This window comes from Allotamlana fucoidanivorans, from assembly GCF_006265225.1.
GTDB lineage: Bacteria > Bacteroidota > Bacteroidia > Flavobacteriales > Flavobacteriaceae > Allotamlana > Allotamlana fucoidanivorans.
In genome coordinates this window covers 134,484-148,018 of the sequence record NZ_VDCS01000001.1, presented here as the reverse complement: position 1 = coordinate 148,018, position 13,535 = coordinate 134,484, and the positions used below count along the sequence as shown (strand labels likewise).

Annotated in this window: 12 protein-coding genes and 1 pseudogene; 12 read left to right on the top strand and 1 reads right to left on the bottom strand. The window is 34.8% G+C overall.

The window, feature by feature from the left end; all coding sequences use genetic code 11:
• Positions 1-37 precede the first annotated feature (37 nt).
• Positions 38-1,648: a lytic transglycosylase domain-containing protein gene (locus FGF67_RS00625; RefSeq protein WP_233243976.1), complete on the top strand. Its 1,611-nt coding sequence runs from the start codon at positions 38-40 to the stop codon at positions 1,646-1,648.
• A gap of 24 nt (positions 1,649-1,672) precedes the next feature.
• On the top strand, positions 1,673-2,653 hold the full coding sequence (locus tag FGF67_RS00620; RefSeq protein WP_233243975.1) for a DUF4837 family protein: 981 nt from the start codon (positions 1,673-1,675) through the stop codon (positions 2,651-2,653).
• A gap of 70 nt (positions 2,654-2,723) precedes the next feature.
• Here the strand turns inward: FGF67_RS00620 and tatA are convergent, their stop codons facing one another.
• A complete protein-coding gene (tatA, locus tag FGF67_RS00615; RefSeq protein WP_139694521.1) occupies positions 2,724-2,912 on the bottom strand; it encodes a twin-arginine translocase TatA/TatE family subunit in 189 nt (62 codons plus the stop codon).
• 149 nt (positions 2,913-3,061) lie between these two features.
• Here tatA and FGF67_RS00610 point away from each other — a divergent pair, with 149 nt between their 5' ends.
• From FGF67_RS00610 to rfbD, 10 genes and pseudogenes are all read left to right on the top strand, one after another.
• Positions 3,062-3,931: a M23 family metallopeptidase gene (locus tag FGF67_RS00610; protein ID WP_139694520.1), complete on the top strand. Its 870-nt coding sequence runs from the start codon at positions 3,062-3,064 to the stop codon at positions 3,929-3,931.
• A complete protein-coding gene (locus FGF67_RS00605; RefSeq protein WP_199240630.1) occupies positions 3,932-5,425 on the top strand; it encodes a GH3 auxin-responsive promoter family protein in 1,494 nt (497 codons plus the stop codon).
• 37 nt (positions 5,426-5,462) lie between these two features.
• A complete protein-coding gene (locus tag FGF67_RS00600; protein ID WP_139694519.1) occupies positions 5,463-7,151 on the top strand; it encodes a DUF6909 family protein in 1,689 nt (562 codons plus the stop codon).
• A 4-nt stretch (positions 7,152-7,155) separates the two neighbouring features.
• Positions 7,156-8,223 carry a hypothetical protein gene (locus tag FGF67_RS00595; protein ID WP_139694518.1) on the top strand — a complete coding sequence of 356 codons (1,068 nt, stop codon included), beginning with the start codon at positions 7,156-7,158 and terminating at the stop codon, positions 8,221-8,223.
• 77 nt (positions 8,224-8,300) lie between these two features.
• Positions 8,301-8,492: pseudogene (locus FGF67_RS17480) on the top strand (GIY-YIG nuclease family protein); the annotation flags it as partial.
• A 75-nt stretch (positions 8,493-8,567) separates the two neighbouring features.
• Positions 8,568-9,635 (top strand): dTDP-glucose 4,6-dehydratase, encoded by a 1,068-nt coding sequence (gene rfbB, locus FGF67_RS00590; RefSeq protein WP_233243979.1) that lies wholly within the window; start codon positions 8,568-8,570, stop codon positions 9,633-9,635.
• A gap of 140 nt (positions 9,636-9,775) precedes the next feature.
• Entirely contained in the window at positions 9,776-10,102 is a 327-nt protein-coding gene (locus tag FGF67_RS00585) for a GIY-YIG nuclease family protein (protein ID WP_394344284.1), read from the top strand.
• A gap of 250 nt (positions 10,103-10,352) precedes the next feature.
• Positions 10,353-11,216: a glucose-1-phosphate thymidylyltransferase RfbA gene (gene rfbA, locus FGF67_RS00580; protein WP_139694516.1), complete on the top strand. Its 864-nt coding sequence runs from the start codon at positions 10,353-10,355 to the stop codon at positions 11,214-11,216.
• 571 nt (positions 11,217-11,787) lie between these two features.
• On the top strand, positions 11,788-12,336 hold the full coding sequence (gene rfbC, locus FGF67_RS00575) for a dTDP-4-dehydrorhamnose 3,5-epimerase (RefSeq protein WP_139694515.1): 549 nt from the start codon (positions 11,788-11,790) through the stop codon (positions 12,334-12,336).
• 148 nt (positions 12,337-12,484) lie between these two features.
• Positions 12,485-13,360, top strand: a complete 876-nt coding sequence (rfbD, locus tag FGF67_RS00570) for a dTDP-4-dehydrorhamnose reductase (protein WP_233243974.1) — start codon at positions 12,485-12,487, stop codon at positions 13,358-13,360.
• Positions 13,361-13,535 lie beyond the last annotated feature (175 nt).

Below are 13,535 nucleotides of genomic sequence, written 5' to 3'. Positions count from 1 at the left end.
TCGCTTAAAAAATACGATTTTAGCCATAATTTCATTCATGAGAATAGATGTTATGGCTTTTCGTTTTTTTATATACATTTTGCTTTTAAATATTACTACCTGCTTGGCGCAGGTAAAAGACTCTATTGCAGATCATCAGAAGGAAACTGTTGATACCGTGCTTGTAAAAAACCTCATGATTAAAGATTCTATTGTTGATGGATCTGCGCACACCGTTAAGGTTATTGAAGCCGAAATAGATAGCTTATCGGTTAAAAACCTTCAAGACCTTGAAATAGCTGCTAAGTATGACGATAAATGGTATAAGGAATTGTACAGCAATGCCCTATTTGATTCTGTTTATAAATCAGTTACCGAATTAGATTACCAACCTGTTGCGTATCCTGAACTACCAACAGACACTTTAAAAGCACGGTTAAAAGCTTTAGATGCTAAAACACCATTCAATGTAGCGTATAATCCTTCACTAGAAAGTGTTATAAAATCGTATTTAAAAAACAGAAGAGAGCTTTTACAAAGACTTATTACCCTAAGTGCGTTCTATTTTCCAATGTTTGAAACGGAATTAGACAAACATGATATTCCTTTAGAAATAAAGTATTTAGCTATTGTAGAATCAGCATTAAAGCCAAGAGCCAAATCTAGAGTTGGTGCCACGGGCTTATGGCAATTTATGTTTAGTACAGGTAGAATGTATGGTTTAGATGTAAGTAGCTATGTTGATGAACGTTGTGACCCTATTATGTCTACCGAAGCTGCAGCCAAATACCTTTCAAAATTGTATGAGATTTTTGGCGATTGGGATTTAGCTTTAGCAGCCTATAATTCTGGACCTGGAAATGTAACCAAAGCCATTAGACGTTCTGGAGGGTATCAAAACTATTGGAATATTCGCCATAATTTACCTCGTGAAACAGCAGGTTATTTACCCGCGTTTTTGGCTAATATGTATATTTTTGAATATGCTGAAGAGCATGGCTTTGTGAAGTCAAAGCCGGAATTTGCCTATTTTGAAACAGATACGGTAAAGGTTAAGCAAATGATTACGCTTGATCAAGTGTCAGAAGTTACGGGAACCCCAATAGAACAATTGCAGTTTTTAAACCCATCTTATAAATTAGATATCATTCCTTTTATAAAAGAAGAAGATTATGTTTTAAGGTTGCCTGTACAGGTAATGGGTGATTTTGTAAACAATGAAGAAAAAATTTATGCTTTTGCAAAGGCAGAATTTGACAAGCGAGAAAAACCATTGCCACAGTTTTTTAAGGCTAATGATAGGATACGTTATAAAGTAAAATCTGGAGATTATTTAGGGAAAATTTCTAGACAATATGGTGTTAGGGTTAGTGATATAAAGCAATGGAATGGTTTAAGAAGTAATAATTTAAAGATAGGGCAGCGATTAACCATCTACCCAAGAAAGCCATACGTAGCACCTCAAACCGTACAGGCCACCAGTTCAAAACCAGTGAAAAGTAAACCTATTACAGGTGAAATAGTTACCTACACAGTGAAAAGTGGCGACACATTATGGGGTATTTCTCAGAAATTTCCTGGAGTTTCTGTTCAAAATATTAAAGAATGGAATGGTATTAGTGGTAATGATTTAAAACCTGGAATGAAGCTAAAAATAGCTAAAGGGTAATTCGATAAAAAATTAAAAACAGTTATGATGAGAAATGTTCTTTGTCTAGTAATATTGTTTTCACTATTCGTGTCTTGTGGAGACAAAAAAAAATCTACTGAAAAATTTCTTCCAGACGCATCAGGTGCTATTAATAATGTGTCTGTTGTTGCCACTAATGAGCTTTGGGAGGGTATTGTTGGAGAGGAAATAAGAGCTATTTTAGGCAAACCTATTTATGGCTTACCACAAGATGAGCCTACATTTACGGTAAGTCAAATTCCGCCAAAGGTGTTTTCTGGCTTTGTTACAAAAAACAGAACCGTTTTAAAAATAGAGATTAGTAAAGACGCTGATATTAAGTTTTTAGATGATGTTTACGCTAAGCCTCAAAAAGTAATTGTTGTTTCTGGTCAAACAAGGCAAGATATTATAGCGGTTTTAAAGGAGCACGACGTTAAAATTGTTGAAGTATTTCGTAATATGGAGTTGGCAGAAAGACAGCGGCAAATGGCAAAATCGCCACATAATTTTAATGCCATTAAAGAGAAGTTAGGTTTAACCATTCAATTCGCATCCGTTTACAGAATAGCCAAGGAAGCAGAAAATTTCTTTTGGATAAGAAAAGATATTACAACAGGTACAAATAATTTATTGATTTATGAGTTACCACTTGAAGCTATTAAGGAGCATGATAGTGTGGTAAGTGAAATTATTAAGATAAGAGATTCTATAGGAAAGGCATATATTGAAGGACCCGTTGAAGGCTCTTATTTATCAACACAAAATGCGTATGCGCCCTTTATATCAGAAATGAGTATAGACAACAAACTAACCTATGAAACTAAAGGGATTTGGCGTGTAGAAAATGCATTTATGGGAGGTCCTTTTATAAATTATGCTATTAAAGATGACATTAACAAAAGATGGGTTATGGTTGAAGGTTTTTCTTTTGCGCCTTCAGTTGAAAAAAGGAATTATATGCTTGAACTAGAGTCTATCATCAAATCGGTTAAAATAGAGTAAACTCAAATGATATATAAACAAAAAGACCAGCAATTTGCTGGTCTTTTTGTTTTATACTTAAAAAAAGGAATTACTCCTTTTTGCTAGTTTCTTTTTCTTTGTCGTCTTCTTTGCTGGCATCTTTAAATTCTTTAATACCGCTTCCTAGTCCTCGCATTAATTCAGGTATTTTTTTACCTCCAAATAATAACAAAACAACAACAACAATCAATACTATTTGCATGGGGCCAATTGCTAATGGTAACATATATAAGCTCATAATAATGTTTTAAAAACACAAAGTTAATAATTAAACTTTAATATTACCGTTTTAAAGAGAACTTTAGGGATTCAGAATTAAATTTAACAAAACACTTTAACTGATGAAGTTTCCAAGATTCACAAATTTCTATTTATTTTTGTTTTCAAATGGCAGATAAAAAGAGAAACAAAAAAAGAATAAAGCGCAAGTTGCTTGATAAATATCGTTTAGTTATTCTAAATGAAAACACTTTTGAAGAACGACTTTCGTTTAAATTAACACGGCTAAATGTATTTGTTTTTGCTTCAATAGGCGCTATTTTCTTTATTTTACTAACGTATCTTATTATTGCTTTTACACCGTTAAGAGAGTATATTCCAGGATATTCTTCAACAGCCCTGAAAAAGAAAGCCACAGAACTCACATATAAAACAGATTCATTACAACAAGTTATTAGTATGAATGACCGTTACTATACTTCTATTAAAAAAGTGTTGACGGGTGATGTAAGTGCTGTAGATTTTAATAAAGATTCTATTGTTGAGGCCGTAAAACTTGAGGCCAGTGAAGTTGATTTTACACCTATTCCCGAAGATTCTCTGCTACGGGAAAAAGTAGATAAAGAGGATAAGTATAATTTATTTGAATCGGCCACCTCAGCAGCAAGTTTTGTATTATTTCCACCTGTAAATGGCGAAATTAGTGAGCGTTACAATGCCAAAGAAAAGCATTTTGCTGTAGATATTGTGGTTCCTGAAAATACACCAGTAAAGGCTACGGCTGATGGGATTGTTATTTTTGCTGAATGGACGGCAGGTACGGGATATGTTATCATTCTTGAACACAGTTATGGCCTTATATCGGTGTATAAACACAACACCGCATTAACAAAAGCACAAGGCGATTTAGTGAAGGCGGGAGAGGTTATTGCCACCGCAGGAAACTCAGGAGAATTGTCTACCGGGCCTCACTTACATTTTGAATTATGGAATGATGGATATCCCATTAATCCAACAAATTTTATTGATTTTGAATAAATGATATCACTGAAGTCTATTTTAGCAAAGCCTTTTGCAAAACGTGTTTATAAAAAAACGATGAAATGGGCTGAAAATCCTATTGCAACACAAGAAAGAGTGTTTCAAGAGCTCATTTCTGAAGCTACAAGTACGCTGTTTGGGAAAGACCATGATTTTATAAGCATCAATAGTCATGAAGATTTTGTGAAACGTGTTCCTGTAAGAGATTATGAAGGGTTAAAGCCGTACATTGAAACAGTGGTTGCAGGTGAGGAGAATATACTCTGGAAAGGTAAACCTATTTATTTTGCAAAAACGTCTGGTACTACTTCAGGTTCAAAATATATACCAATAACAAAGGAAAGCATGCCTAGTCATGTTGAAGCCGCAAGAAATGCTATTCTTATGTATATTCATGAAACAGGCCATAGTGAGTTTGTAAATGGTAAGATGATATTTTTACAAGGTAGCCCTATTTTGAAGGAGCAAAATGGTATTCAATTGGGCAGACTTTCGGGTATTGTTGCCCATTATGTGCCAAAGTATCTTCAAAAAAACAGGTTACCATCTTGGGAAACAAATTGTATTGAAGATTGGGAAACCAAGGTAGATGCTATTGTTGAGGAAACTTTACCAGAAAACATGACCGTAATCTCTGGAATTCCATCTTGGGTTCAAATGTATTTTGAAAGAATTCAGCATAAAACAGGGAAGAAAGTTGGTGATGTTTTTAAAAACTTCAATTTGTTCATTTTTGGTGGCGTTAATTATGAACCCTATCGGGCGAAATTTGAAAATTTAATTGGACGACCAGTAGCTAGTATTGAATTATATCCAGCCAGTGAAGGCTTCTTTGCCTATCAAGATAAGCAGAATGAAAAGGGCATGTTATTGCTTTTAAATTCAGGTATTTTTTACGAGTTTATTAAGGCCGATGCGTTTTTTGATGAAAACCCAGAGCGCATCACCATAAAAGATGTTGAGGTAGGTGTAAACTATGTTATGATTATTTCAACAAACGCCGGATTGTGGGCTTATAATCTTGGTGATACGGTTGAGTTTATTTCGGTTAAACCGTACCGCGTTATTGTTTCGGGTCGTATAAAACATTTTATCTCTGCTTTTGGTGAACATGTTATAGGAAAGGAAGTGGAACAGGCTATGCAAGAAGCCATTGAAAATACCAATATTTCGGTTACCGAATTTACGGTGGCGCCTCAAATAACACCAAACAAAGGCTTACCATATCATGAGTGGTTTATAGAATTTGAGAACGCTCCTGAAGATCTTTCTGAGTTAGCCGATAAAATTGATAAATCACTTCAAAAACAAAACACCTATTATTTTGATTTGATTCAAGGTAAAGTGTTACAGCCCCTAAAGATTACAAAAGTGAAAAAGAATGGGTTTCAAGACTATATGAAATCTGTTGGAAAATTGGGAGGACAAAATAAAATCCCACGTTTGTCAAATGACCGGAAAATAGTTGAGGGTTTCCCGCATTCAGATTAAATCATTAGTGTTATCTTTGCCAGAATTTACAAACCAAATGAGTCATAAAAAACATCACGCCAGAACCAGAGCACAGGAGAGTTCCAATGCTATTGAGCGTATGTATATTACCATGCGTCATTTGTTTAACAGAGGGTTTTATAAACCTATGGGTATTTCGGGTGAAACGTTACGAGAGTCTTTATTGTTGTTACGCCCTGAAATATATGGTTCTATTGGTGAAGAAAAGGCAGAGCTTGAAGGGTTACTGTATGTGATAGATCGATTACCGCAAGGCATTGAAGAATGTACCTTTATTAATTTAACAAGTGATGAGGGGTATGCCAATTCTCATTTTAAAACAATAATTCCAGAAAAACGTCGTAGAAATTGTTATCGTATTGACGATGAACAAATGAATATTGAAATTACACGTGGGCGATCAGAAATTTATGATATTTTAACCCACTTAACCTTTTTATTCATTGAATCACACAAAATAAGCAGTCGGGTTTTAATTGATGAACAAGGAACAACCACACGTGATTGGATAAAACTTGAAAAGGCTGTTTTATCAAAAAAGAAACTGTCTCAAGAAGAACGCGAAGTCGCCATTACGCATACAGCAAATATATTAGGCAGAACGTTCAATGAACTGATTTTAGTTTATGATAAGTTTGCAACCAAAACACAACCAGAGCGTCTTTTGCATATCGTGTACTGGTTGGGCAAATTGGCTATAGAAGAATCTATAAACAATAACAAACGCACCATTACTTTTAGTCCCGTTTTAAGAGAACGCATAGGCCATCATATTCATGGTGAGGTTTGGGCAGATACTATTAAGGAGACTTTAAACAAACACGGTATAATAGACAGACCCATTCATGTTATTAGTGCCAATATGCATAGTGTAATGAATACTATTTTTGCTTCAGGTGCTATTAAAACAAAAACGGGTCATAAAACCATATTTGATGTATATGAGACTTTGAGTAAAAGTGAAAATGAGGCCTTACGAAACAAAGTTTCAAAAGAAGCGTTAAGTAATGGCATGGTTTACATTAAAGATACATCTGGTGCTAATATAGATGTTCAAATTTTTGATTCCTCAAAATTTGATATGACTAAATTAGATCTTAAGGTTTCAAAAATAGAATTAGAAGAAAAGAAACCAGTAATTCTTGTTATGGATTATGCGTTTGGAGAGCAGGCCTATGAAACCATGGATGAATTATTGAAACCCTATAAAATTAAGAACAAAAAAGTACTCCTCAATGTAGAATCGGTTTCTATCATGGGGAAAGCAGGCATTTTAGAAGGCGGAAAAGGCGATATTATGATTCCATCGGCGCATATTTTTGAAGGAACCGCAGATAATTATCCCTTTGAAAATGAGTTAAAAAAAGAAGATTTAGAAGGAAAAGGAGTGGCTGTTTATGAAGGCTCGATGATTACCGTATTAGGAACCTCTTTACAAAATAAAGATATTTTAAAATTCTTCTATAATTCTACTTGGCAGGTTATTGGGCTTGAAATGGAAGGTGCTCATTATCAAAAAGCCATACAAGCAGCCTCAAAAGTTAGAGGAAGTATTCAAAAAGATGTCAAAGTAAGGTATGCCTATTATGCCAGTGATAATCCGTTAGAAACAGGAGCTACTTTAGCTTCAGGAGGCTTAGGTACTTCGGGGGTTAAACCTACGTATTTAATAACTAGAACTATATTAGAACAAATATTGAATTAACATTATGAGTAAAGAATCACAATCAGCACAACCATCAGAGGAGGTAGATTTAGGGCAGTTGTTTAAGTTAATAGGCAATGCTTTCGATAGATTTTTTAAGTTTATAGGGCGTATTTTTTATAACATATTTTTGGCCTTTGTTTGGTTGGTGTTTTTTATAAAAAGACAAGCTATAAAATTGGTCATTGCGGCCGTTATTGGTGTAGGTTTAGGATTTGTTTTACAGAAAACATCTTCCCCTGTTTACAAGTCTTATATTACAGTAAAGCAGAATTATGAAACAGGCGAAGATTTGTACAATGCCATCAGCTATTTAAATGATTTGTTGTCACAAGAAGATTCGGTGGTTTTAGGAAGGGTTTTAGATGTTGAAGTGAGTAAGGCAGCAAAAATTTTAAAGTTTGATATAAAGCCCGTTGTTAATGAGAATCAGCGTATCAAAGAATATGATGCTTATATAAAAACGTTGGATTCCACGGTGGCAGCAACAATATTATATGAGGATTATTTACAGAATTATACGGATTATGATCATAATATTCAGCAAATTACTCTAAAATCAAGTGTGCGTAGCAACTTTCAATTGGTCTTCTCAAAAATTATCGACTATGTGAATACAAATCCTTATTTCGTAAAAGAACAGAAAAAAGATATTGAAGAATTAACAAATAACAAGTTAGCTATAGAGCAGGCTTTAGAGGTTTCAGATTCTCTTAAATCAACCTATAAACGGGTGTTAGAAAATACCTTATTAGATAAAAATAAGTCTGAAATTGGAATCACGTTTGAAGGAAGTTCAGACAAAGACAAAACCAAAGAGTTCGACTTATACAAAAGTGATATTGAATTAAGACGCGAACTTGTTGCGATTGACCGAAAAATAGCAGATAAGAGTGAGATTTTAGAGGTGCTATCCAGAAAGCAAGATAGCGGTTTTGTTGATAATAAAAGGGAAATTTTCGGTGTTTCCATGGGAGCAAAGATATTCTATGGTGTGTTGTTGTTTTGTTTGACCTTTATCGTGTTATTAGGCTTAGATTTTATTAAATTTTTAGAACGATTTAAAAGATAATTATAACGATACTCATCACAGGGGGGCAAGGTTTCAACCCATGAAATGATGGCAAATATGATGGAAGGATATATTATGTGTATATTTTATATTCTGAAAAGGATGGAAATAAATATACTGGGTATAGCCAAGATTTGCCATCAAGATTTAAGGCTCATCAATTGGGGCGCGTAGTTTCAACCAGAAATAGAAGGCTGTTAAAGTTGATATATTTTGAGGGATGTTTGAGTCAGCAAGATGCGATTAGAAGAGAAAAATATTTAAAAACACATTATGGCAAAATGTTTTTAGGTAACCGTCTTAAATCTTATTTCACAGGTCAAGAAAAAGTAACTTTAATGACAATGAATAGTTTAAATTATAAAAAAAGTATATTAATTACTGGTGGTGCTGGGTTCATTGGATCACATGTTGTACGATTATTTGTGGAGAAATATCCGAATTACAGTATTTTTAATTTGGATGCCCTTACCTATGCGGGGAATCTAGAGAATTTAAAAGATATTGAAGGTTCTCCTAACTATAATTTTATCAAGGGAGATATTAATGATGCTAGCTTTATTAGTGCTCTTTTTCAAAAACATCGATTTGATGGGGTCATTCATTTGGCAGCTGAATCGCATGTAGACCGATCTATTAAAGATCCGTTAGCTTTTGTAAGAACCAATATTCTTGGGACGGTTAATTTGTTGAATGCGGCTAAAGAAATTTGGAAAGACGATTTCAAGAATAAGCTGTTTTACCATGTGAGTACCGATGAGGTTTATGGTACTTTAGGAGAAACAGGATTGTTTACTGAAACGACGGCTTATGATCCGAACTCACCATATTCTGCTTCAAAAGCCAGTTCCGATCATTTTGTTAGAGCTTATGGTGAAACGTATGAGCTTCCATATGTGATTACCAACTGTTCTAATAATTATGGACAAAATCAATTCCCAGAAAAGCTGATCCCATTATTTATCAATAATATCATTAATAATAAGGCATTACCAGTTTATGGTGATGGGAATTATACACGTGATTGGCTGTATGTGAAAGATCATGCCAAAGCTATAGATTTAGTGTTTCACAAAGGAAAAACTAAAGAAACGTATAATATTGGTGGTTTTAATGAATGGAAGAATATTGATTTAGTAAAGGAATTGTGTGCTCAAATGGATGAACGTTTAGGAAGGTCGCCAGGAACTTCGGAAAAGCTTATTACTTATGTAAAAGATCGTCCAGGGCATGATTTACGTTATGCTATTGACGCTTCAAAAATTAATAAAGAATTGGGGTGGAAACCTTCGGTTACTTTTGAAGAAGGATTGAACATAACCATTGATTGGTATTTAGATAATGAGGCTTGGTTAGATCATGTTACGAGTGGGGCATATCGGGAATATTATGGGAAGCAGTATAAGAGGTGATAAGGTTAAGTAGTTATATAGTGAAGAGGTTATATGATTAAATGAAAGCATTAAAGTCACATAAAGATTTGAAAGTTTGGCAGGAATTTTAGATAGTAAATAATGAAGCTTATAAAAATAACGATAATGTCATCCTGAGCTTGTCGAAGGATTTTTTAGGCATGAAAACTTATTATGTATATATACTAGAGTGTTCGGATGCCTCCTATTATGTTGGAGTAACTTCTTGTTTGACTAAAAGATTGTTTGAGCATAATAAAGGGATTAATATTTTAGCATATACATATAAGAGAAGGCCTGTTGCATTAAAATGGTATTCAGAATTTACAGATGTAAATTTAGCTATTGAAAAGGAAAAGCAATTAAAAGGCTGGAGTAGGAGAAAGAAGAAAGCATTGATAGATAAAGATTGGGAGAAGTTGATTAGGTTCTCAAAAAATCATTCAGAGGTTGGTAGTGGAGAATAAATAATGCTTCGACAGGCTAAGCTCATCAAGACTGAGTAGGTTTAAATCGAAGTGTGCCTGTAAGAAGACCCTTCGATATCTCGTCAAGCTCGATACAAGCTAGGCTCAGGGTGACAGGGGAGGTTTTGATTGCGGTGGGTTGGTAATGAGATACTTCGTCTATCGGCAAGTTCGAAATAGGCTAAGCTCAGCATGACAAAGGGAGTTATAAAAATAGATTTAGTGTAACAGGTGTTAAAATAAAACAACAATGAAAGGCATCATATTAGCAGGCGGATCAGGGACACGGTTATATCCACTTACAAAAGTGGTTAGTAAGCAACTTATGCCGGTGTATGATAAGCCCATGATTTATCATCCATTAACCACCTTAATGTCGGCAGGCATTCATGAGATATTAATTATTTCAACTTCAAAAGATTTACCGCGATTTAAAGCTCTTTTGGGTGATGGTAAAGATTATGGATGTATATTTCAATATGCTGTTCAGGAAGAGCCGAATGGTTTAGCAGAAGCCTTTATAATAGGAGAGGCGTTTATAGGGAGCGACGATGTTGCTTTAATTTTAGGAGATAATATTTTTTATGGTTCCGGGTTAAACGAAACCTTACAAGCGCATTTAGAACCTCGGGGAGGCGTTATTTTTGCTTATCATGTTTTAGACCCTAAGCGTTACGGCGTTGTCGAATTTGATGCCGATAATAAGGCTGTTTCGATTGAAGAAAAGCCAGAACATCCCAAGTCGAATTATGCGGTACCCGGGATTTATTTTTATGATAACTCTGTAGTCGAAATAGCCAAAAATATAACACCCAGTCAGAGAGGTGAACTTGAAATTACCGATGTTAATAAAGTTTATTTAGAACAAGGAACGCTACATGTGAGTGTTTTAGATCGTGGAACAGCCTGGTTAGATACAGGAACGTTTCAATCGTTAATGCAAGCCTCTCAGTTTGTTCAGGTAATTGAAGAGCGCCAAGGTCAGAAAATTGGGTGTATAGAAGAAGTGGCTTATAAAATGGGATTTATTGATAGACAACAGCTGCTGAATTTAGCTAAGCCATTGTTAAAAAGTGGGTATGGCGCGTATTTAACGAGGTTAGTTGGGGAGTAACATGTGAAGTGTGATGAGGTGAAGAAGTTACAATGTTATAAAGTGATGAGGTTATAAGGTGAGACGTGAGGAGTGATTCTTCGATACTTCGACTGGGCTCAGTACAGGCTGAGCTCAGGATGACAGTGAGATGGGAAAGGGGTTATAATGTTGTAAAGTTAAAAAGTTAAAAAGTTATAAGGTTATAAGTGAGACGTGAGGTGTGAGGGGTGATCCTTCGACGGGCTCAGGATGATAGTAAAATGGTGAAGGAGAGAAGTTATAAAGTTAACTTAGCGGAATGAAGAGGTGATAGCATTATTAGGGTTTAACGAGATGCTTCGATAAGCTCAGCATGACAGTTAGGGTTTAGATTGGCATGTAGGAGGAAGGAGATGTTTCGATACTTCGATACTTCGACTGCGCTCAGTACAGGCTAAGCTCAGGATGTGCTAAGTTCAGGATGACAGTGAGATGGGAAAGGGGTTATAATGTTGTAAAGTTAAAATGTGATGAGGTTATAAGTGAGAAGTGAGGGGTGAATTGTGAGGTGAAAATAGCTTATGAAAAAGCAAATAAAGAAGCAAGTTTAATGAAAATAGAAGAGTCTAATTTAAAGGGGTGTTTTGTTATTACTCCTGATGTTTTTGAAGATGAACGTGGGTATTTTTTTGAGAGTTTCAATGCAAAGACGTTTCAAGAATTAACGGGGCAAGCCATTACTTTTGTTCAAGATAATCAATCTAAATCGTCGAAAGGCGTTTTAAGGGGGCTGCATTATCAAAGAGGTGCGCATGCTCAGACAAAATTGGTTCGTGTGATAAAAGGCAAGGTTTTAGATGTCTGTGTGGATTTAAGGGAAGGTTCCGAAACCTATGGAAAACATTTTTCTATTATTTTGGATGCTATAAAACATCAGCAATTATTTATTCCTAAGGGATTTGCACACGGATTTGTAGTTTTAGAGGACGATACTTTGTTTTCATATAAATGTGATGCCTTTTATAACAAAGCTTCAGAAGCGGGAATCTTATTTAACGATAAGACTTTAAATATTGACTGGATGCTTTCGGAAGATGAACTCATTATTTCTGAGAAGGATTTGAAGTTGCCGAGTTTAGAAAGTTATGGGGTTAAATAGTTGTTGTGTTATATGGTGAAAAGTGAAGTGAGAGAGGTGAGAGGTGAGAGGTTAAATAGTTATAAAGTTAAAAATTTGGATGTCATACTGAGCTTGTCGAAGTGTGATTTGGTGCTGTTGACAGATGAGTAGTGAATAAAAATTAAAAGTGAAAAGGAGTAAACCAATAAACGTATTAGTCACTGGAGCCGATGGGCAATTAGGGCGTTGTATAAAAGATTTGGAAAATCAGTATTCCAACCTAAATTTAATGTTTGTTAATCGTCAGGATTTAGATATCACAGATGAACAGGCTGTGGCTTCTTATTTTAAACAGAACCCTTTTGATTATTGTATAAACTGTGCCGCTTACACGGCTGTTGATAATGCTGAAACCGAAAAGGAACTAGCTTTTAAAATTAATACTGAAGGTCCAAAATATTTGGCTTTGGCCTGCAAGGAACATGCCGTTGTATTGATCCATATTTCAACCGATTTTGTGTTTGATGGTCAACAGAAAACACCTTATAAAGAAAGTGATATTCCTAATCCGTTAAATGTGTATGGGGTTACAAAGTTAAAAGGTGAAGACGTTATACAGCAACTACTCGATAACTATTTTATTATTAGAACCTCCTGGTTGTATTCGGAATATGGGCATAATTTTGTGAAAACCATGTTGCGATTGGCTGAAACTAGAGATGAAATAGATGTGGTTTCAGATCAAATAGGGACTCCTACTTATGCCAAAGATTTAGCGCATGTACTATTAAATATTATTAGTAGGCAACAAAAGCATTATGGTATTTATCATTATAGTAATGATGGGGCTATGTCTTGGTATGACTTCGCTCGGGCTATTTTAAGGGGCAAACATATCAAGGTAACTTCTATACCGTCTGAAATGTATAAAACGGGGGCTTTACGGCCGAGTTATAGTGTTTTAGATACTGCTAAAATTCAAGATAAACTAAAGGTTGATATATCAGATTGGGAAATTTCTTTAAGAAAGGCTTTGACATTGTATATGAGTCGTGAGAAGTGAGAGGTGCTTCTTAATGTCTATCCTAAACAATTAAATACTATCCTACTGCCATATTTTTAAATAAATGTGATTATTACATGAAAAATCGTTGTAAGGCGGCGTTTCTTTATATAATTATAAAATTACTAGTTAATTAGTATGAATTTAATTTCTGATAAGCGTGAATATGTTACTT

What these genes read in the sequence shown, in the direction of transcription:
- FGF67_RS00625 (WP_233243976.1), top strand. Translation starts at nt 38, where the DNA reads ATGAGAATAGATGTTATGGCTTTTCGTTTTTTTATATACATTTTGCTT.
- FGF67_RS00620 (WP_233243975.1), top strand. Translation starts at nt 1,673, where the DNA reads ATGATGAGAAATGTTCTTTGTCTAGTAATATTGTTTTCACTATTCGTG.
- tatA (WP_139694521.1), bottom strand. Translation starts at nt 2,912, where the DNA reads ATGAGCTTATATATGTTACCATTAGCAATTGGCCCCATGCAAATAGTA.
- FGF67_RS00610 (WP_139694520.1), top strand. Translation starts at nt 3,062, where the DNA reads ATGGCAGATAAAAAGAGAAACAAAAAAAGAATAAAGCGCAAGTTGCTT.
- FGF67_RS00605 (WP_199240630.1), top strand. Translation starts at nt 3,932, where the DNA reads ATGATATCACTGAAGTCTATTTTAGCAAAGCCTTTTGCAAAACGTGTT.
- FGF67_RS00600 (WP_139694519.1), top strand. Translation starts at nt 5,463, where the DNA reads ATGAGTCATAAAAAACATCACGCCAGAACCAGAGCACAGGAGAGTTCC.
- FGF67_RS00595 (WP_139694518.1), top strand. Translation starts at nt 7,156, where the DNA reads ATGAGTAAAGAATCACAATCAGCACAACCATCAGAGGAGGTAGATTTA.
- rfbB (WP_233243979.1), top strand. Translation starts at nt 8,568, where the DNA reads ATGAATAGTTTAAATTATAAAAAAAGTATATTAATTACTGGTGGTGCT.
- rfbA (WP_139694516.1), top strand. Translation starts at nt 10,353, where the DNA reads ATGAAAGGCATCATATTAGCAGGCGGATCAGGGACACGGTTATATCCA.
- rfbC (WP_139694515.1), top strand. Translation starts at nt 11,788, where the DNA reads ATGAAAATAGAAGAGTCTAATTTAAAGGGGTGTTTTGTTATTACTCCT.